This window comes from Legionella oakridgensis ATCC 33761 = DSM 21215 (genome assembly GCF_000512355.1).
GTDB lineage: Bacteria > Pseudomonadota > Gammaproteobacteria > Legionellales > Legionellaceae > Legionella_A > Legionella_A oakridgensis.
The window spans coordinates 277,795-297,541 of the sequence record NZ_CP004006.1; the positions used below are offsets into that span (position 1 = coordinate 277,795).

Consider the following 19,747-nt stretch of genomic DNA (forward strand, 5'->3'; position numbering starts at 1 on the left):
TACTATAAGACTGGCATTGTGCCAACGAGTGGCCACACAAACCTTCAGCATGGTAAGGGACGCCATGCCAGCACCCAGAGAACGATAACCGAAGCTTGCCATAGCAGCCTTATCCCTTCCTTGCTGGATAAGACCATTTATGAGAGGGGTGGAAAAAGACGAAAGAGCTTGATTTGCAACACTCATTTTATGGATAGTTTAAATTCAACGGTTGAGCTGCCTTCCTTTGTAAATGATTTTGATGATCTGTTGGAAAGTGCTTGCCGGGAAAGTTGTTTAAAAATCTTGGATGATGTATCCGTAGGAATAATAAATCCAATAGAAGGATTGAGCGCCTTTCTTAACATGATGCAGAATATTTTAAACAATTTTAAGCGTCAGGCTGAACGTGAAAATCATTCGGCAGTAACAAGACATTCGTTACTCGGGTCACGGGGCATTAATTTAAAAATGATTGATCTGGTCATGCATGGTACTTTATCCACGACCTTTTCAACGGAAACCAAGGCGGCTTCTGATGATTATATTCAATTGATGCTTAGAATCACGCCTGAAGAAAAAGCATTGTGTGTAACAGACAAAAGGATGGAAGATCAATTGTATTTGGAGAAAATCACAGTAATTCAGGACGAAATCTTGCAAGCGAAGAGTATGCGCAGTTCTCCGGCCGGGACATAGTCCATTGAGATAAATCATCTAATTTATTTATTATCGGAAGTGCAAGATTCCGATGGATTTGATTGCCAGCACCAAAGGAGGTTGACCTTTGTTGTAATGTATCATGCTAATAAAATGTTTAAGACTGACTATAATTTTTAGTTCATGATGATGTTTTGTCTATAAACGTATCATTAAATTTGAAAGTTAAAGGAATGAACCATGATTAAAATAGGCATTATCATTGGCAGTACTCGGCCAAACCGGGTTGGAGAGGCCGTTGCAAAATGGGTGTATGAACAGGCACAAAAGCGGCAAGACGCACATTTTGAATTAATTGATTTGCGCGACTATGACTTGCCTTTGCTGGATGAAGGAATACCTCCTTCGTTAGGAAAATACAGTAAAGAGCATACAAAAACATGGGCTAAGAAAATCGCAGGATTGGATGCGTATGTTTTTGTAACACCTGAATATAATCATGGCACATCAGGTGCTTTAAAGAATGCCATCGATTTTCTTTATAAGGAATGGAATAACAAGGTGGCCGGTTTTGTTGGTTATGGCAGCGCCGGTGGTGTGCGTGCGGTGGAGCACTTACGTCTGGTAATGGCTGAGCTGCAAATCGCAGATGTATGTGCGCAAGTTGCACTATCTTTATATACTGACTTTGAAAATTTTAGCGTCTTTAAACCAGCCGAGCATCATCTAAATTCATTAAAGTCTTTATTTGACCAAGTGATTGCTTGGGGGAATGCGATGAAAACATTGCGTTAAGACATTAAGGCAGTAATGATATAATGATATCTGCTGCCGCCAATTTGTCTTCATTGAGCAAACATGAATCAAAAACCTGAAATAGGATTGCATAAGTACGATCTGGATACGCCGTGCCTCGTTATCGATGTAGATGCTTTGCAAGATAATTTAAACGTCATGCAACAGCATGGTTTGCATCATCATGTGAATATTAGACCACATGCAAAAACCCATAAATGTTCGCAATTGGCGAAGTTACAGATGCAATTTGGTGCCATAGGAATTTGTGCCACCAAGATCTCTGAAGCGGAAGTTTTGGTGAGTCATGGAGTCATGGATGTGCTTATTACTTCGCCCATTATAACCAAACAAAAGCTTAAAAAACTTGCTCATTTACTGCTTGCGGCTCCGCAATTACTTGTTGTTACTGATAACATAAACAATGTTTTTGATTTAAATCAGATTGGTGAATCAATCAGGCAATCGGTTCGTGTTTTAGTGGATATTGACCCTGGCATTGGGCGGACAGGGATTAATCCCGCACAAGCGTTGGAATTGGCCATGGCCATTGACCAATGTCCATGGTTAACTTTACAAGGCATTCAATGTTATGCTGGCAATTTGCAACACATCTTGTCTTATGAGGAGCGCAGGAAAAAATCAATAGCAGTGATGCGTATGGCTGCGCAGGTACTCAATCTATTCCGGGAGCATCATTTGCAATGCTCTATTCTGACAGGATCAGGAACGGGAACGTATGACATCGACGTTGCAGTGCCTGAAGTCACTGAAATTCAACCGGGTTCCTATGCTGTGATGGATGTTGAGTATTATGCGATTGGCTCAAAACATAATGCCACTGCTTTTCCTGTTTTTAAGCATGCGATGACGCTTCTTACCTCAGTCATTAGCAGTAATCGGCAAGAGCATGTTACGGTTGATGCCGGAACAAAAAGTGTGTACGTTGATTCATCTCATAAACCACAAATCATAAACTTTAAAAATCTTCAATACGATTGGGGTGGCTTTGGCGATGAGCATGGCAAAGTCACGGCGATTGATCATGCCAATTTGCCCAGACAAGGTGAGGTTTTGGAATTGATTGTTCCCCACTGTGATCCAACCATTAATTTATTCGATAAATTTTACATTACAAAACAGGACGTTGTTATTGATGTATGGAATATTGATATGAGAGGGAAAGCACAGTAGTGCGTTTCCCTTGTTTAAAAAAGGATTGAATCATTTTATTTGTTTAATATGAATATTTTGATTATCGGTGGAAACAAACACGATTTTCCAATCGTGTGGTTTGATTTCATAGGCCGTTGGCCAAAAGTTTCCTACGGCAATAGTCACCAAACGGTCTGTATCATTGTAAGCGAAAAAATAACCCCCGTCTGAATTTGCAGCCATGTTGGTTTTTAAAGCGTCTGACGTTGGCGATTGTTGATAAGCAAGGCATTGCTCCACTTCATAAGGAGTTTCCAAGGCATTGCTTAATACAAAGCGATTGTATTTTTCTGTATCTTCTTTTTCGATCAAGACACGAAAAGTCAGTTGATTTTGGCCTGTTTGTAAATAGCTTGTATTACCAGGAAGGGGATGGCCGTTTAATTCAACGTTTCCATAAGAGCTCGAGGCAAGCAGGCGTGGCTCGAATAATAATTTAACATTAACATGTTCAAAATTATTGATACGGCAAGTTATTTTATAAAGAACGTTGATTTGCAACGTATCTAAAGAAACATTGTAGGCTATTTTTTGAGATTCTGAAGTGATGGCTAAAGGTAATTCGATTGAATTTTTTGCATATGCGTATAAAGGCATCACGGCTAAAAGCAAGGCAGGCCATTTTTTTCCATAAAACAATCCAAATAATACTCAAATTCACTGCTATTTAAACATGAGGGGTGGTTTGAATCAATTAAATAGATTGGAAGATAAGATTTTACACTGTCGAAAAGGTTAAATAATATTTAATATGTAATTATTTTTACCATTATGGTACAATGCGTAAGTTTTTTTGAAAAATGGCTAGAGGATTTTAAATGTTTGATCTTATTCAATTATGGAAAAATACAACCTTGCAAACCGTCAGCGCAGAGCCTTCCCCTGCCTCTTATGCGCCAGATATCAAGCCTGCAGCAATCAATTTTGATGCACATACCACGCAGTCAAGTTTTGAATTTAAAATACCTCCTCACGTTATTTTTGTAAAAAATATTAAAACATTAGAGTCCGCTGATTTTTATGAGAATTTGCCAGAGATACCCTTGACCAGAGAAGAGGAAGAAGCTCGTTTGAAAGTGGTTGAGGAGCAACAAGCGCGAAATCCACGTTTTTATGATGGGAAACAAATGATTATCACGGGAGTGGTTTATGACGAGAGTTCCAATACCCTATACATGGAAGCTAAAAAAGTTCCATATTCATTTATTGTCACTCTTAGTAATAAAAAATTTCCTGAAGGCAGTGCTTTATATGAACTCAACTTTTTTAAAACGGGAGTGCTTGCGCCACTCATAACGCGTAATGGTATGTCTATCTTATTACAAAGGGCTGCACTTGGATTGTATTCTGTTCCCGGTGGTTTCCTTGAATCTCACGGCGATGAAAAAAGACTCAACTTTGATGATGGTCGAAATTTGGTTTCTGAAACAGCAATGATTGAAATAAGCGAGGAAATTGCTGGTATTAAGGATACAAAAGACTTGCGTTTTCAATACTCCACGCCACAAATTACCTCCATCTCATTTCGAAAAACGGATACTAGTCCTGTAGGAACGGTTGAATTTGTTGCCCCTTCCTACGCAGATTGTCATAGCAGTTATTTACAACACGTTTTTTTGCATAATTTAGCTCAAGATGCTCATGAGCATACTTCGCAACATGAATTGATTCCTTTGGATTCTCGAGAACGAGAAGGGCTTCTGGCAAAATTATTAACGGGTCCAGTTAGACTGCCAGGAGCTAGCTTGTATTTACCTGTGGCATTAAGTTTAACTCAACTTGAAAACCAAGAGTCCATGATGCCTTTACCAAGAGCAATCCCCTACAGTTCTTCGGTTGCTTGGCCCATGAGTATTTTTACAGCAAAACCGGCAAAGCCTTTAGCTATCCTTGATAAGGAATCAGATGGTGAAGAGGAGCGACTGGGATTTAATTTAATCTCCTAACTAAATTAGGAGATAGTGACACAAGAAATAGCTGCAGGATGGCTTGCAGCTATTTTTATAGCTAATTCAAAGTTATCTGCGAAGAAGTTTTAAATACGCTTGCTTTTTTGTGGCTTTTCGTTTTTGGCGGTGGCAGCTCGGCTGAAGATATCTTAATCAGTCGAGATAACCACTCCTGATCGTCCCATTGTTCGCCAGAAATGAAGAGAGAAGGCTTGGCTCCAGGATAAGAGATGCTTTCTGTGTAATTTCCTATATAGGCTAAAAATAAATTGTGATTCTCGTTCTGGTGAAATAGTAATGCCGCCGATAGCAAGATCTATTTCTCCCCGTTGTAATGCCTCGAACAAGGTTGCATACGTCATTGGATGAAATTCGCATTTTTCAGCCATCCATTGCGCAAATGGCATGCATTAAATCAACATCAAAACCAGTTTCTTGTGACATAATGAATGGGGGATTAAAGAAAATATTACCTATTTTTAGCGCACATGTGGCGCTTATTTGCATGAGGAATAATAAAACAGCAACCATCCATTTCATCATAATGTCCGCAGGCAGTTAATGATATAACCATTACTTTTATTATCGACCGGCTATTAATAAACTACAATTAAGCCCTATCGGAAAAGGTCCCTAATGAACTAACCATGCTACGGTTTGAGACCTTTAAGACAGGAAAAAATTTGTTATAAATCAGTCGCTTTGCTAGAAGCTCATTATTGAGCATAGGAAACCTCATGTATTTCAAAAGAATAAGCGTTTTGCTTTTCGGTATTTTAAGTGTTTTGGCACAAGAAATTCTCTCAGCTCAGGCAAATGATGAATCCATGTTGTCCAGTTCTTTTTCTCCACTGCAACGATTGACAAGGTTGCACGCGGTTAACATTAGCCAAGAACAATTACCCAAACCGTATGATTTCTTACTCACGCAGCCACTCATGACACCTGGGTTGGAGCATTATTATCAGCGCACGGGAAAAATTAAGATAATAAAGGTTGTTCGTGACAGGGAAAATAACACCTATTCGCGTGTCATTACGATGGTAATGGACAGCGACAAACAACGAAATAATGCAACGATAGCAGAACGACGTAAAGAAGCAATGACTGTTGAGCTTGCATTGATTACCATCAATTTCAATGAATTATCCGAAAAAATTATTGCAGCCATTCTCACAAGTAACGTGCCTTTTGGCACACTCTTACTAAAAAATAACATTCCGGTTTATGATAGCGACCGACAATATTTTACCATTCGTTGTGATGAATACCTTATGAAATGGCTTCATTGTAAACTTGGTAGTCGCCTTTATGGCCGCACTCATTTATTAAGAAAAAAAGAGAATGATGCCTGGATCGCAAGCGTTATGGAGATTTTGCCTTGTTTACAAGGCAGCGGATGGGGTAAAAGATGTCATTAAAGGAAGCAATGGTATGCCTTATAACATAATAGCAGGGTATAAAATGCCCTATCATTTCTGATTCTATGGGTAATCACATAGATAGAATGAAGGCGATTACCCATATAGGATGTTCCAATGTATTAAGCGCTTTTAAAATGCATCGATGCAGGAGTTGCTTCCTGAAGTTCTGATGATATTTCTGGTGTCTTAAATGCTCGAAGTGCAGTATGCAGGGCTGATTGTTCTTGCGACCAGAAACGATTTAATTCATCTAGCACAGCATCCTGATCTTCTGCATTGTGAAGGCGGCCAAAATCGGCTGAGAGCTTGTCGCTGATTTTTTCCATTAGGGCTCGTCTTGTTCCCCATGTTTGCGAAGCCCTGGCATGTTGTTCATCGGAGAGATTAAGAGTCATGGTTTCTTCAACCACACGGCTGACAGTACGGATTAATGCACTTACTTTTTCCCGATCACCCTCAAGGTGATTGATGTCTTGCAGTAAGGCTAGAATGTTTTCTTGCGCAGCACTGCATGCCTGACTCATCTGATATCGTTTATAGATAAGTGGAATAATGACAACCGTATGCGACAGCACAAATCCAACAAAACTTCCTGCCATGCTGTATAAGGCAGATCCTAAACCAAAACCACTGTCAGCCAAGTTATACCCCATATAGGCGCCTGCACCCGTGGCGGCAATAATGACCCCTCGCTCAATGAGCTGACGGGTGGTATAACGATGACGGCCGGAGGCAAGAAGTTCACCCACACGAGACCAGTCCACAAGATGATGAAAACGTGCCGTTAAAGCATTTGCTGTTTCTGTAGGGAAAAAACCGGGCATGCTATAGACTCCATGTAAAACTATTATTCTAGCTGGGTTGTAATGATGCAGCAACTGTTAATAAATCAAAAGAATAAAAAACAAGGAAAACCCGCTCATTTCAATCTTATGAAAAAAGAAATATTACTTTTGTCCGAATGTATTTATACTTAGTCTGGTTTTGCAAATAAAATAAATGATTTGTCTATAATTTGAAAAGTATAAGCAAAATCTGTATATAGATATAGAGGATAAAAAACAATGCCGTTGAGACAAACACAAGCAAAGCGTCTTTATGGCCTTATTCGTGGCATGGAGATACACAACGTAGTAGAAGTTGGGAGACGCCGGTGGCAGATTGATGCCCCTTTGGGAGCGGTAGCTAACTTTGATGGTTTGCAACAAAGATTGCTCGATATCCGTAAAGCTAGTCTTGACCGCAAATCTATGATTGTGGATTTTGATGGTAAACCAGTCAGAGTTTTCCCGGATACACCAGGTCAAAATATCAATAGTGATGTCAATGATATCTATGCTCGTGGTATTGATTCAGCACGAGCAGTAACCGAAATTTTGCGATTAGTACCAGCAGGTATTTCTATAAGCCGTATGGGCGATTTGGGAATAGAGCATCCAGCTAAACGAGTGCTTGTAGAATTAATTGAGCGATTTCAGAGAAATATGGCACATCATGAATCAAAGGGTGATGCAGGATTAAAAAATGCCAAAGAGGAGTTACAACGGTTTAATGGGGCATTATCGGATTTGTTAGTCAGGCATGGTATTGTAGAACAACGTGAGCAGGCCAATAATGCCATTGGTTTTGTCCGCGATTTTTTATGGAAAAGGGATTTGTGCACGGCCAGTTGTGTGCTTGATGGCAACATGCTGCGTTATGCTGAACCTATGACGTTTCATGGAGGGGATTCGCAATTATGGGACGGTGAGCAACCCTGGAAAAGAAAACTGGCAAGCTCTGTTGGTGCCGGTTGGTTAGAGCCGTTTTTTAAAGCACATCTTGCTGATTTGCAACGATTGTCTCCCACTTCCATGTCACGTTTTACGCCTAATCCTGCCAATGCATTTGACTGCACTGATTTTATGGTGAGTGCTGATGAAGTAGCGCAGATGAGTCATCATGTAAGAACGGCAATTGCTGAACCTTTAGCGGTTGGTTCAACCAAAAGCCGTTTACCAATTACCATCTGGAATCACCGGCAATTGCTGGCAAAAGAGCGGCTAGAGGCAGGTGTAAATGCGTTTATGGAAAAATGGGGAGCGCTTTATCAAGAGGGTGTCATTCCTTTTACCGTTCTTCATCAAACATTAATTGGCGATGAAGTGACATTTTCACCGGATCAGCAAAAATCAAAAGCGTCCAAACTTCATGGCAGTGTGATTGATTCTAAAGAAACAGCCAATGCAGCGATGCGTACCTGGTTAGCAGCGCATCAGATTATTAGAAATAAAGCGGATGGGCGGATTGAAATTTATCCTAAATCAGAATCACGTCCTGTGCCCGATGGATGGCAAGAAGTTAAAGTCGATCTGCTGGAAACCAATAACGGCATTAATATGTGGAGTGCAAGAACCCGCGTACGAAATCATGACGTTAATCATGCTCGGCAATTAATTGGTACTGCCGCAGAAGTATTAACCAGAGCACAACCGCAGCCACCGAATCAGGATCTTAACACGATTGTTCGCTTTTTAAACTCATCTGATCATTCTTTCATAACTCCGTATAAATTTCGAGGTCCAGCGGTTAAAGAGGCGATGGTTCGCTTAACTGCAGAATTAAGAAAAGAAGATGGAGCGTTTCGTCATTTGCCAAAAGAAACTAGAGAAAGTCTGGCTCTGAGCATGCAGGCGGCGGTTGAATTAAAATGTACTGTTCATGAAACCTGGGCAGGGTCATTCAGGCGGAATGTTGACAATTTTACCCGTGATTATTTTCGCAAAGTACCGGTGATAGGGCATTTAGCGGATTGGGTAGTTCGAGGAGCAATGACATTGGTAGGATTAGGACTTAAACTGGTTACAGGTATTTTTAGCCTCCCTCAAATGTTGAAACACCGTGGCGAAAGGAAGTCGGTTTATAAGGCGGCCTACGAAGGAATACTGGCTGAAAATTTGGGGCAGTTGCAGGGTGGTTGTATGAGTTCTGCCGACAGGGCTTTGGAAATGGCAGAACAGCGGGTTGCGATGAGAAAGCAATTCGCTGCAGAAGGCAAAATTGTCAGTTACAATGATAGCCAAGAAGAAAAAAGAGCATTTCTGTCCACTTATGGCCGAACAAAAACCAAACATGATCAGGTTGAAATGGCCACAGGGACTGCCGGTACCAATGATGGTGAAACACGAGGCATGGTTGGCGGTGATTGTTTGATGTCTTCACTAGAAACCGAAGCTGAGCAAAAGCAAGCAAAATTGTTAGCTGGATTAAGAAAAGGTGATTATGATGAGACAATGACTACTGCTAGATATCAATCCAGCCTACCTGTTGGTGAACGCCCTCGTGGGGAGGTTTCAGAATATGGTAGTGATGCTCCTAAACGCTTAAAGCAGCCTCTTTTAACAGCGGTTGATTATTCTTCTAGCGAATCTTTAAGTAATCGCTCTCCTGCTTCTTCGTTAAATGATGAAGAAGAACGTCATTTTAAGTTATGATAATATTTATAGAAAATTAAGACTTTCAAGCAAAACGAAGAATAACACCAGAACAATAAAAATTCTTACATACAAATAACGTTGCGCTTTTTTAATGTCGTGAGCGGCCATGATTCTTAACTCCCTTGATTTATGATAGAAGTGGCTAAATAGCATCTTGCTATCGTTATTGATGATCTTTCCTTGCTGATTAAACTGATAAGGAAGAGTTTTCTGAAAAAATGGTTGTCCATAGTCTACAAGTAACTGTTCACCACAGGCGATGTCTCGGTTTGTTGAATAAACAACGAGTTCTATGCCATTAAGATAATAAGGCATTGAGGTTATGTTAGCGGCTAACGCTTCTGGGTTGGCAGCAGGATGCGTAGCTGCAGCATGATTAATAAATCGAGTTATATTTCCATATTGGCGTGCATCAATATCCATGTTGAGGCAGTCTTTTTCATGTTCAAAAACATAAGCCATGTTGCCACGGTTAATCATTTTTTTGATGCCACAATAGATAAATAAGTGTTCATTTTTTTTAATGACCGTTCTACTGAATACACCAAAACCAATCATTGGACTTATATAGCGTAATTCAAGTCGTCGCAAATCAACGGGTGTTTTTAATAATTCAAGAGCTTGGGGCTGTTGATAAAACAGGGCATCGCCATTAACCTGCGCGGGAAGGTCATGAATGGTAAATTGGTCGTTTATAACAACCTCTTCTATAAATTTAAATGGATAATGATGCAAATGGCTAATCAATCCTTCAAATTGCTTAATCGTTACTAATTCTTCTGCAGGTCGATGGGAATGAATTGAAAAATACATCGCTCTAGTGTTTTGTGCATAATGAAAGTGGGGCGATGGATTGATTTTAAATTGGGCGGTCAGAGGATTATCTGCGTGAATAAGTGTCGCATATACTCTTATCCCTGCTTGCAATAAACCTTCTATATCATCGTATTCATAATGAAAGAAATCATCCTGTCTTGGGATAGGTACAGCGCTAAACAATGGATGGCTAAATTCTGATAAATGAAATAATTGCTCTAACTTGATTTCAAGCTTTTCATCAAGCGTGCAGGTTGAGGTGGTGATGTCAATCATCGCCTGCCGATATTGCAATTGGGGATTATGATTGGTAAGTATAAGACGCACTAATTTTCCAATTTTTCTTATAAGCTGGTTTTTCTAATCAATTTGGAAAGGCCAGCTACCCATAATAGGTGATAGGGGCATATTAAGCCTCTTTTGCTAAAGGGGTCACTATACAAGCTTCTTACTCATGTTAATTTAACCATTGATTTAAGAGATATTCAAACGCTTGTCGTGCTGATTGGAGTGAGATCGAATCGGATGACTGGGAGAATGCAGATCATCACAATGCGCTGCATTTTCAATGATGGTATATGTTAAATTTGGATTGGTATTATTGCCATTTTTCTCAGTCATTGACAATGTTGACCAGGGATCATTGGAGCCGTTGGTAAAGTAAATGTTTGATGTTGAGAGCTTCATTAAAGGCAAATAAAAAAGTTCATTCGTGTAGTCTGTATTCACTGGTGTATCGATGCCAAAGAGTCGCAAGCAGATATTTCGGTGATAGTCATTGTTAATTAAAGCGGAACGTGAGGAGTGCATGCGATCAGGATTGGCATTTTGCCAATAACCATATTCTTTGCAGGATTGATAAAACCATTGGCGAAGTCCAAGTCCTTTACTGTAATCCTCCGGGTTTTCGCTCATGGCCCCTTCGGCGGTTAATTCCAGCGCGGTGATGTCCCATCTTGCAAAAAGCGTTCTGGCAAAATGAGCATAACCTTCGAGGGCAGTATTGTTGTTTGCTAAAGAAGAGCAAAATTCATCATGCATACCATATTGTACCGCGGCAGCTGCCGTATCGGCGACAAGATAAAGAAAATCAATGTCATCATGCACCTCTTCCGCGTTAAATAGGGTCTTGATGGCAGCAATCCGGTTTTTATCTGCATTGGCCAATGCTTCTTCAATGTCACTGACAGCCAGGCGAATCTTGGCCGCACAGTCTGGTCCAGCCACCGAAGCGACATGAGCATCGTATTCGTAAAAATCTTCTTTTGCCATCACAGGTGCTGATGAGGCCAGAGCTCCTACGATCAGCTCAGGATAACGCATGCGGTAATAAGCGGACAGTGAGCCTGGATAAGAACCGCCAAAGGCAATCCATTTTCCTGTCCAGTGATTGCGTGCGCTTATGGTTCGTTGAAAGTTCGCCAAATCTTGTAAGGCTGCAGTCGTTGTTAAACTCAGCAAATGGTCGGTAGTCAAAGTGGCATAAGGTTGGCTTTTACCATAAAAGCGATGTTCCAAAGCAACCAATTTGGCATGAAATGTTTGCGCATAATCTCTGATGGCACCGCTTAATGCTTTGGGAGAACAGGCGGCTTCTCCGCAAATATAAAAAAAGACCGGGGAATCCTTGGATGGTCCATAAGTTTCATCAAGATAATAGCGTTGTACAAAAGTACCGACTGCGGGATGTTCGTGATCAATCCATTGCTCAAAATGAGCAGTTTTTATTGATGTAGGTAGAAGATAGGATTTTTGTTTTTCTAAATATCGTTGATGATAAAATTCCAAAGGTCCTGCCACATTTACTTGGGTGAATAACATCAGCAAAATGGCGGTTAGGAGTCTTTTTATGTTCTTATCCATGGCAAAAGTTTTTTGATTTTAAGATAATCCTAACCAATTCATCCTAAGTGTACAATTCTAAAAGTACTTTCTGGCTCATAGGCGCTTGCGGTTATGAGGGCTGAAATAATTAATGTCTGGGCCCACGGGTATGATTTGGTTGGGATTAATCATGGTATGGCTATAATAATAATGTCGTTTGATGTGACTAAAATTGACCGTTTTTGCCACACCCGGCCATTGGTAGAGCTCGCGAACATAATGAGAAATATTGGGATAATCTTCAAGACGTTGCTTATTGCATTTGAAATGACCATGATAAACTGCATCAAAACGAATCAGCGTGGTGAACAATCGCCAATCGGCTTCGGTGATTCTTTCGCCAACCAGATAGCGGTGGTGGGCCAGGATGGTTTCAATAAATTCAAGGGCATCGAATAACGTTTGATATGCTTTTTCATAGGCGATTTGTGTGGTAGCAAATCCGCAGCGATAAACACCATTATTAATATGTTCATAGACAAAATCATTAATTTTGTCGATGGAGTCTTTTAATTCATGCGGATAATAATCATCTTGGTTGCCGGTGATGGAATTAAAAGCTTGATTCAATATACGAATAATATCTGCAGATTCATTATTAACAATTTGTTTGGTCTTTTTATCCCAGAGCACGGGAACGGTGACACGGCCAGTGTATTCGGGATCATGAGCGGTATATAGTTCGTGCAAATAATCGTAATGATTAATTGCATCTCCCGTACTGCCTTCATGGATTTGAAATGTCCATCCATGTTCCAGCATGTCAGGGCTCACGACGGATACCGATATATGATCTTCAAGCGCTTTTAAGGTCCGGAAAATCAGCGTTCGGTGAGCCCAGGGGCATGCCAATGAAACATATAAATGATAACGGCCACTTTCTGCTTTAAAGCCTTTCCCGTCAGGGCCTGGGCTACCATCTTCTGTAATTTGGTGGTGAATTTTTGCTTTTTCTCGTTTGAATTCACCTTTATGAGATTTTGTATCATACCACTCATCAACCCATTTCCCTTTAAGCAGCAAGCCCATGATGCTCTCCCTAAATTTCTCGTCTTTTTTATTTGTCGTTAAACAGGAATTTTTTATTCTTGAATACTTCCAATTTAGTTAAAAACTCCGGTAATGCAAATGTGATTATTCTTCCTTTGTTGATGTTTTTGCGATAAAATTGTGCAATTTGCATAAAATTACTTGTAATCATGAAAATCATTAAATTAACCAATAAAGAATTTACGGGTGATAACAATCAATCACAAGGCATCTTGTTGGCTCTTCTGGCACGGAAGATTGAAATGGAGCATTCAGCGATTGAAGAAACGGAATTAAGTATCGATACACTAACCCCGGATGCTATCGTATTAGCCGCAGGTGATCATGGTTTAGAGCAGACTATCCGTATTAAGGAGCGATTTCCAGACGTGCGTGTGGTTTGGTCAGGTCATCAATTTTTTGAAATATTAAATCATATGGCGGTGTGGCCTGATGTAGTGGCTTTGCCTAAAACGGCGGTCACTGTCGAACAAGCCGCATACATTCGAATGCATACTCATCTGGAATTGACTCAAGGAGTTGCGCATTGCGTCAACGACGAAACTGTCGCGGCTGATTTTTCCCAATTTAAAGGAGAGTTGCCAAGAGATTACACCACCTGTATTGGTATTGTTCTTGCTGGGGATGCCCCAACTGCTGCGGGTAAAATGCGCTGTTTTACTCCGGAAGATGCGAGAGAACAAGCCAAACGAATCGTCTCTCATATAAAATCCAATGGATTATGGCATGAGCATACAGCGGTCATGGTGACGAATGGACCAAGAACGGGTAAGCATAATCCTGTAACGGGCGAGCTGCTTGTACCTGATCCTCATCGTACGCATGCTCTGGATGCAAGTTCGGCGGCATTTCTTGCTGAGTTAAGTGCACAATTGCCAGGGGTCAAAATCCATTTTTATGATTTTCAGTTTGACGCTTTAAAAGAGGGGCCAAGCGCCTATAAACCCATGATGCACCTGGTTGTCAACAGTAGGCAAGGCATCTGGTATGTTCCCTCCGAGTCAACGTCGATGGTAACAGAAAGTAGTTATCTGGCAGAAAAAGGGGTGCAAATCATGGTTTATCATCCAGGCAGTGAAAATGATAGTCATCTAAGGCATGCCCTCGATTATATTAGGCTGGGAATTGTAGCGGATATTGCTCCAATCCTCCCTACGTTAGCGCTAATGCCGGTGAACGAGCAAACAGCAGCGTCTCAAATCGCACAAACAATGATCGCTCGCTGGTCAAAATTGGCCATAAAGCCTTATTTATCATTAACGACCTTTGGCAGTCCCGCCGCGCAGGACGATTCTATTTCCCTGGATGATAAGGCCAGAAACAGTGCATCGGTTTTAACGTCCTAAATACCAGATTAAGTAACAGATGAGGAATGGAAATCTCAGTCAAAGGCGGTTAATTGCGCATGACAGGCGAGATCATATAAACGAGCCAGTTGATTTGCCGTGACGCGTTCTGTTGATAAACTCGGAAGACGGTTTATATCAAAAAAATCTATTTCCGAAATTTCCAGATTCTCTTTTGCTTCCCCAGAAAGGATTTCACAATAAAAAAAGCACTTATAAGTATGAGGCCATTGCGGGGGATGATCGTGTTTTAACTTATCCCATAAAGCAAGCAAACGTTTTGCAGATACTTCAAACCCCGTTTCTTCCCTGGTTTCCCTGACAGCGACTTCAGAGGGTGATTCATTGACGTCTGCCCATCCACCAGGCAATGCCCATAGTCCATCGGCTTTTTCCCTGACCAGCAGTAATTTATTATGTTGGAGAATAAAAGCACGCACATCTATTTTAGGGGTGGCGTAACCTTTTTGTAAGGAAAATATATGTTTAATATCTTCCAGGGGTTTGTCAGCACAATGGGCAGCCAATTCCGTTATAATTTCCCCAAGTCTTACATAGCGCTGTTTATCAAAATCATTTTCTGTGTATGCCAGACCAGTCTGTGATATTGCTTGGATTTCTGAAATCCATTTTAGCCATTGGTTATTGTGAGCGGTCATAGTGTCCTGCTGTTTTAAGTGCCACATAAGATATAACATGAATTTGTTATTTTTTCAGCCGTTCATCGAGCTTCTGCTCCAGGAATAGGAAGTAATGCATGTTCATGATGACGGAGTTTATGCCAGGTTAATAAACTTAAAAAACTTACTACGATTAAAAGGCGCATATAGGAGGTTGTTGTTTCAATACTTAACAGGCTGGTAATAAAACTGAAGAATGCAGAACAACTGAATTGGCAAAAAAGCGTCAAGGCTAAAGCAATGGCCATTTGCCGGGGAAAGGGACGTACAACTGCAGCAGTGGCCGAAGCCACAATAAAACCCGTGCCGAAATAATAAAGCATCATCGGGATAATAAAAATCCATAAAATATGATTTTGCATACTGGTCAATAACCACATCAAGGCCGCAGACAATGCAAATAAACGCACACCAATGCCAGTCAATTGCGTGCTTTGATAATAACGAACCAACAAAGCGCAGCAAGCCGTTCCCAATAGATGCATGATGGCCATAGAGGTTTTGACCATGCCATATTGCGTGCTGCTGAAATGAGCGCCTTTCATGAGAATAAATGAAGCACTGGTGTTAAAGGCTGATTCACCTGCCATCATTAAGGCTGATATTAGCAGATAACCGATAAAAACCGGATGGTGAAATATAACCTTACTTTCTTTAAATAAGTGGCTTGTAGCGGCATGAGAGGTGTGCGTTTCTTGTATAGCTTGATGGTATAAAAGCAACATCAACCCATAAGCAGCCATCAGCATGGACGCTATCTGCCAATTCCAATAATCATTAATAAGACCACCTGCAAACGGCAAAAAGCATATAAATATTCCAGCTAGGGTAAACAACCAGGCAAAACAGCCTGTGGCACGTTGTGCATTGTATGTATCATTAATCATTGCTCGTCCCATCAAAAGTGTTGCACCAACTGCAACGCCTTGGATAAAACGCAGCATCAGAAAAATGTGGATGGAAGGGCTAAAAGCTGCCAGAAAATTACTGCTTGTGTAGAGCACTAAACCGAAGATAAAGACAGGTTTGCGGCCATAACGTTCAGAAAGAATGCCCCATAGCAGCATGCTGATGGCTTTACCCAATAGAAAAACACTAATGGTCAGCTGCGCTGTTCCCGCGGGAATGGAAAATAAATCAGTCAGTGCCGGCAATGCTGGAGCAAGAAAATGGACGTCCATGTTACCTAAAAACCAGGTTAATAACACCATAAATAAAGCAGTTCTAGTCATCATTTTATCTTGGAATAATTATTGAAAAAAATTATCGTGTACCTTGACGTTAATAGATGGTAGGCAAATATCAGCATAGCAACGAACCCATATATGGCTGCAACGATCAGGAAAAAAGTGCGAAATGATAGCCAGGTTGCGATGACACCACCGCATGCTATGCCGGAGAGATTACCTAGTTTGGCAAGGGAATTGGCGATTCCCAGCGCATAGCCTGTTGCTCGAATACGATCAGTTAATAAGGAAAATAAGGCAGGTAACAACGCCGCTAAGACAATGCCCCAGATGATACGTGCCCCTGCAAAAAGATAGATGTTTCCAGCAAAAGCATGAGCTATCATCACAAGCGCACCTAAAAAGCTGTAGCCTAGCAGATATTGATTGATTCGCGCATGGTTTTTCCGACAGCGATCAAATTGCCGTCCACACCATTCGGCGCTACCTAAGAGACCGGCTGCCGGTAATGAATAGAGAAAGCCAATGAGCAATGCATTGTTTGGATATTGCTCATGTAAGAACAGAGAAAAAACAGGGTCTGGCAAAAATCTCGCAATTTGAGTCAACGTAATTAGTAGACACAGAAAGAAAAGCATCCCTTTTAATGGGGGTTTGGCATGGTTTTCATTTTTAGTATGAACAATCATGGCTTTTTGTGGCGTCGCTGGCAATTGCTGATGCATTAGAACCGTCGTTAACAGACAAATGATGGTGGCTGTAGCGTACAGTCCATGATAGCTTGTGCAAGCTAACACTAATCCTCCTGCTAATCCTGCTAACAAGGTTGCCATCCCTTTGGCTGCTTGTAAGCGCGAAAGTTGTCTGTTTTTCTTGTCCCATTCATGAGCACTTAATGCGTAAGCTTGCATGGCTGCAATAAATCCGGCAAAGGCTCCTTGAGCAGTGCGAATTAAAAGAATCCATTCGATAGAGGGAGCAAATATCATGCTGGCCTGAGTTAAAACCAGCGCCCAGGCAGACCGCATGAGCATGGGTTTATAGCCATAGCGATCCGCAGCCAACCCCCATAGAGGAGCCATTAATAAATTGGCGACCATAGGCAGGAATAATGCCAAAGTATTATAAAACACCACCGCTTGCGTGGAATGATGAATGGCTGTTATCAGCAACGGTAAAAAAGGATTTGTCATTTCCAATGCAAGCAACATAAGAAATTGACTCAAAAGAATGGTTCGCTGCAATCGCTTGGTCATGAACAGGCACTCAATGGATTGGCAATGGCAGTATACACATCGATGGTTTGCTCACGATTAAGCCGCATGGTGAGCAAACTTTTTTGTTGCCAAGGCATAGACAATAATTGGTGCTGATGCCATTGATGAAGGTGTTGATCGGTTTTCGTTTTTAATACGTCAAATTGTTGTTGCAATGTTTGATAAACTTGGTGCCAAAGTGAGTGACTCGATAAGCCATAATGAGCGTGCAAGCACTTTATCCAGTAGCCTAGGTTGCTTTGCAGGTTGCCATGAATAAATTTATTGCTCAGTTCATCTAGACGAGTACAAGTGATGGTTGAGTCAGGATGCAGCTCTGGTTTAATCACTTTACTATAAAGAGGATGCGTGCAAATTTTAATGCCGCCCAGATCACGAATGACCAATCCTTTCGGTTGGTTATTTTCAAAAATGACCAAGGTATTTTGCTGATGGGCTTCCAAGGCTATCCCATAGTGGACCAGCAAGTGCAATTGACCCTTAAGGACAATTGCACAATAAGCTGCGAAACATTCTTCTGGATTTATTTGACTGGTTTCTATGATTTCTAGCAATAATGGAGTTTGGCTGACAGGGGATGGTGCAAACAGGGCTGCAAGCGGGACCAGTTGCTGGGAGTCTTTAAGAGCATTTAAGGGATTTTCCCGAATCAGCATGGCGAGTTGCCTTTTTTCATGGAGAGGGATTGCTGGATGAGTGATGTTAATCCCAGCTAAATCGTGCGCTAAAAACAAGCGTTCTTCATAGTATTGATGTTGGGCAAGTATGTGATTGACCCAGGACGAAACGGTTGGACCATTATCGATGGAGGCTGGTGAAACGGTTCGAAAAGAAGACGTCGTATGAACATCGACTGCCAGTTTGATATGAGGTCCGCGATTAGATAAAGACATCATAGTACGCAATGACATCGTTGGCATGGTGTTTTGGTGATGAGGGACAAGAATCAATTGTTTATCGTCTTGCAGACTGGCGCCTAACGTGTGTTGTTTATTACGCCATTGCCAGGGATGCAGGAGTAATGGGTAATAGTTGTCCGGATTTAAGCGTTTAAAATGCAGTGCCTGAGCCCAGCGTTGGTATTCATCGGGGAAATGGTAGCTCAATAATTGGCGGTAATTTTCTTTGTTTACAGAGGTGTGAGTGATGGTGCGATGGATGGCCGCCCAATGGATGCGAACCAGGGCATTAAATTCGGGAGAATATTGCATGACTTCGCAGCGATTAAATCCTATTTTGGCACGAAAATTTGGATGATAAGGGTGGCCAATGCAACCCCATTGCTCTAAAAACTGAGTAATATCCGAAGGATCATGTTGTGCACACAACCAAGACCATAAGCTAGGGTATTTTTTGGCGTGCAACCTTAAAGTCTGTTGCCAATGTTGGCGATAAGCCAACGCTAATGCCTGGTTGACAATGGTTTCATCTAACTCATTGCGTAAATCTTGCCAGCGATTGAATGCACTGGCAGGATTTGATTTTTTTAAGTCAATCTTAAGCAAATCAAGAAAGTCATGAACATGATGACTGGTTATTTCTCTATCTATGAGTCCTTCCATGATGGCTGCATGCTGTAATCGTTGCAAACATTGGCGATGCGCCAGGGTAATGAAATGATTCATAGCGGATTCGGTCATTCCAATCCCAATTTCAAATAATAAAAAACGTAATTGTTGACTCAAGTAATGAAAATTCCCGTAGGCTAAGGCCATAATGGCTCCTTCATTGCGTAACAAAAAACCTACTATAAATGATAATGATTATCATTTGCAATAATTTGAGGATATTAATTATGCAATTGAGTCAATTTTGGCTGTAGAAAATCAGAGCAAACGCATCTAAGTTTTGAACATGTATTTGTTAAAAAACTTGTCTTTGCTCCTAACTAACTTCAAAAAGTTAGTGCGGTACGTTTTATAAATCCCATATAAAGGCTTGCAAAGACGACATTCAGGATTGTTTTTGGTCACAAGATGCGGTTGCCCTGGTAGAAAATGCACAGCATC

The 19,747-nt window shown here is 41.1% G+C and carries 18 protein-coding genes; 7 read left to right on the top strand and 11 right to left on the bottom strand.

Annotated elements, in window-relative coordinates:
- Positions 1–18: 18 nt before the first annotated feature.
- The 3 genes from LOA_RS15050 (at position 19) to LOA_RS01390 (ending at position 2,628) form a co-directional block, all read left to right on the top strand.
- The gene (locus tag LOA_RS15050; protein WP_238551289.1) at positions 19–678 is read left to right on the top strand and encodes a hypothetical protein; all 660 of its coding nucleotides are present in this window, start codon (positions 19–21) and stop codon (positions 676–678) included.
- A gap of 201 nt (positions 679–879) precedes the next feature.
- Positions 880–1,434, top strand: coding sequence for an NADPH-dependent FMN reductase (locus tag LOA_RS01385; RefSeq protein ID WP_025384821.1), 555 nt, complete (start codon positions 880–882; stop codon positions 1,432–1,434).
- Positions 1,435–1,497: 63 nt separating this feature from the next.
- Positions 1,498–2,628, top strand: a complete 1,131-nt coding sequence (locus LOA_RS01390) for a DSD1 family PLP-dependent enzyme (protein ID WP_025384822.1) — start codon at positions 1,498–1,500, stop codon at positions 2,626–2,628.
- A gap of 30 nt (positions 2,629–2,658) precedes the next feature.
- Here LOA_RS01390 and LOA_RS01395 read toward each other — a convergent pair whose 3' ends face one another.
- The gene (locus LOA_RS01395; protein ID WP_025384823.1) at positions 2,659–3,288 is read right to left on the bottom strand and encodes a hypothetical protein; all 630 of its coding nucleotides are present in this window, start codon (positions 3,286–3,288) and stop codon (positions 2,659–2,661) included.
- A gap of 179 nt (positions 3,289–3,467) precedes the next feature.
- On the opposite strand from LOA_RS01395, the gene LOA_RS01400 reads away from it, so the two are divergent.
- On the top strand, positions 3,468–4,595 hold the full coding sequence (locus LOA_RS01400; RefSeq protein WP_025384824.1) for a hypothetical protein: 1,128 nt from the start codon (positions 3,468–3,470) through the stop codon (positions 4,593–4,595).
- A gap of 152 nt (positions 4,596–4,747) precedes the next feature.
- Here LOA_RS01400 and LOA_RS16125 read toward each other — a convergent pair whose 3' ends face one another.
- Together LOA_RS16125 and LOA_RS14775 are read right to left on the bottom strand one after the other, a co-directional pair.
- Positions 4,748–5,005, bottom strand: a complete 258-nt coding sequence (locus LOA_RS16125; RefSeq protein ID WP_081724918.1) for a transporter substrate-binding domain-containing protein — start codon at positions 5,003–5,005, stop codon at positions 4,748–4,750.
- The gene (locus tag LOA_RS14775; protein ID WP_162471550.1) at positions 4,980–5,141 is read right to left on the bottom strand and encodes a hypothetical protein; all 162 of its coding nucleotides are present in this window, start codon (positions 5,139–5,141) and stop codon (positions 4,980–4,982) included. The genes LOA_RS16125 and LOA_RS14775 overlap by 26 nt, the downstream gene beginning before the upstream one ends.
- Positions 5,142–5,335: 194 nt before the next feature.
- On the opposite strand from LOA_RS14775, the gene LOA_RS01405 reads away from it, so the two are divergent.
- Positions 5,336–6,019 (top strand): hypothetical protein, encoded by a 684-nt coding sequence (locus LOA_RS01405; protein WP_025384825.1) that lies wholly within the window; start codon positions 5,336–5,338, stop codon positions 6,017–6,019.
- A gap of 122 nt (positions 6,020–6,141) precedes the next feature.
- Here the strand turns inward: LOA_RS01405 and LOA_RS01410 are convergent, their stop codons facing one another.
- On the bottom strand, positions 6,142–6,846 hold the full coding sequence (locus LOA_RS01410) for a hypothetical protein (protein ID WP_025384826.1): 705 nt from the start codon (positions 6,844–6,846) through the stop codon (positions 6,142–6,144).
- Positions 6,847–7,086: 240 nt separating this feature from the next.
- Here LOA_RS01410 and LOA_RS01415 point away from each other — a divergent pair, with 240 nt between their 5' ends.
- Positions 7,087–9,495, top strand: a complete 2,409-nt coding sequence (locus LOA_RS01415; RefSeq protein ID WP_025384827.1) for a hypothetical protein — start codon at positions 7,087–7,089, stop codon at positions 9,493–9,495.
- Between the two features lie 6 nt (positions 9,496–9,501).
- Here the strand turns inward: LOA_RS01415 and LOA_RS01420 are convergent, their stop codons facing one another.
- The 3 genes from LOA_RS01420 to LOA_RS01430 form a co-directional block, all read right to left on the bottom strand.
- Positions 9,502–10,641 (bottom strand): SET domain-containing protein-lysine N-methyltransferase, encoded by a 1,140-nt coding sequence (locus LOA_RS01420; protein ID WP_025384828.1) that lies wholly within the window; start codon positions 10,639–10,641, stop codon positions 9,502–9,504.
- 147 nt (positions 10,642–10,788) lie between these two features.
- On the bottom strand, positions 10,789–12,177 hold the full coding sequence (locus LOA_RS01425) for a S28 family serine protease (protein WP_052335866.1): 1,389 nt from the start codon (positions 12,175–12,177) through the stop codon (positions 10,789–10,791).
- A gap of 75 nt (positions 12,178–12,252) precedes the next feature.
- Positions 12,253–13,227: a glutathione S-transferase family protein gene (locus LOA_RS01430; RefSeq protein WP_025384829.1), complete on the bottom strand. Its 975-nt coding sequence runs from the start codon at positions 13,225–13,227 to the stop codon at positions 12,253–12,255.
- Between the two features lie 170 nt (positions 13,228–13,397).
- Between LOA_RS01430 and LOA_RS01435 the strand changes: the two genes are divergently transcribed.
- A complete protein-coding gene (locus tag LOA_RS01435; RefSeq protein WP_025384830.1) occupies positions 13,398–14,594 on the top strand; it encodes a hypothetical protein in 1,197 nt (398 codons plus the stop codon).
- A 35-nt stretch (positions 14,595–14,629) separates the two neighbouring features.
- Here the strand turns inward: LOA_RS01435 and LOA_RS01440 are convergent, their stop codons facing one another.
- From LOA_RS01440 to LOA_RS01455, 4 genes are all read right to left on the bottom strand, one after another.
- Positions 14,630–15,253 carry an NUDIX hydrolase gene (locus tag LOA_RS01440; protein ID WP_025384831.1) on the bottom strand — a complete coding sequence of 208 codons (624 nt, stop codon included), beginning with the start codon at positions 15,251–15,253 and terminating at the stop codon, positions 14,630–14,632.
- A gap of 62 nt (positions 15,254–15,315) precedes the next feature.
- A complete protein-coding gene (locus tag LOA_RS01445; protein WP_272946917.1) occupies positions 15,316–16,509 on the bottom strand; it encodes an MFS transporter in 1,194 nt (397 codons plus the stop codon).
- Complete coding sequence (locus LOA_RS01450) at positions 16,506–17,717, bottom strand: MFS transporter (protein ID WP_025384833.1); 1,212 nt, start codon at positions 17,715–17,717, stop codon at positions 16,506–16,508. The genes LOA_RS01445 and LOA_RS01450 overlap by 4 nt, the downstream gene beginning before the upstream one ends.
- Positions 17,714–19,453 carry an IucA/IucC family protein gene (locus LOA_RS01455; RefSeq protein WP_025384834.1) on the bottom strand — a complete coding sequence of 580 codons (1,740 nt, stop codon included), beginning with the start codon at positions 19,451–19,453 and terminating at the stop codon, positions 17,714–17,716. The genes LOA_RS01450 and LOA_RS01455 overlap by 4 nt, the downstream gene beginning before the upstream one ends.
- Between the last annotated feature and the right edge of the window lie 294 nt (positions 19,454–19,747).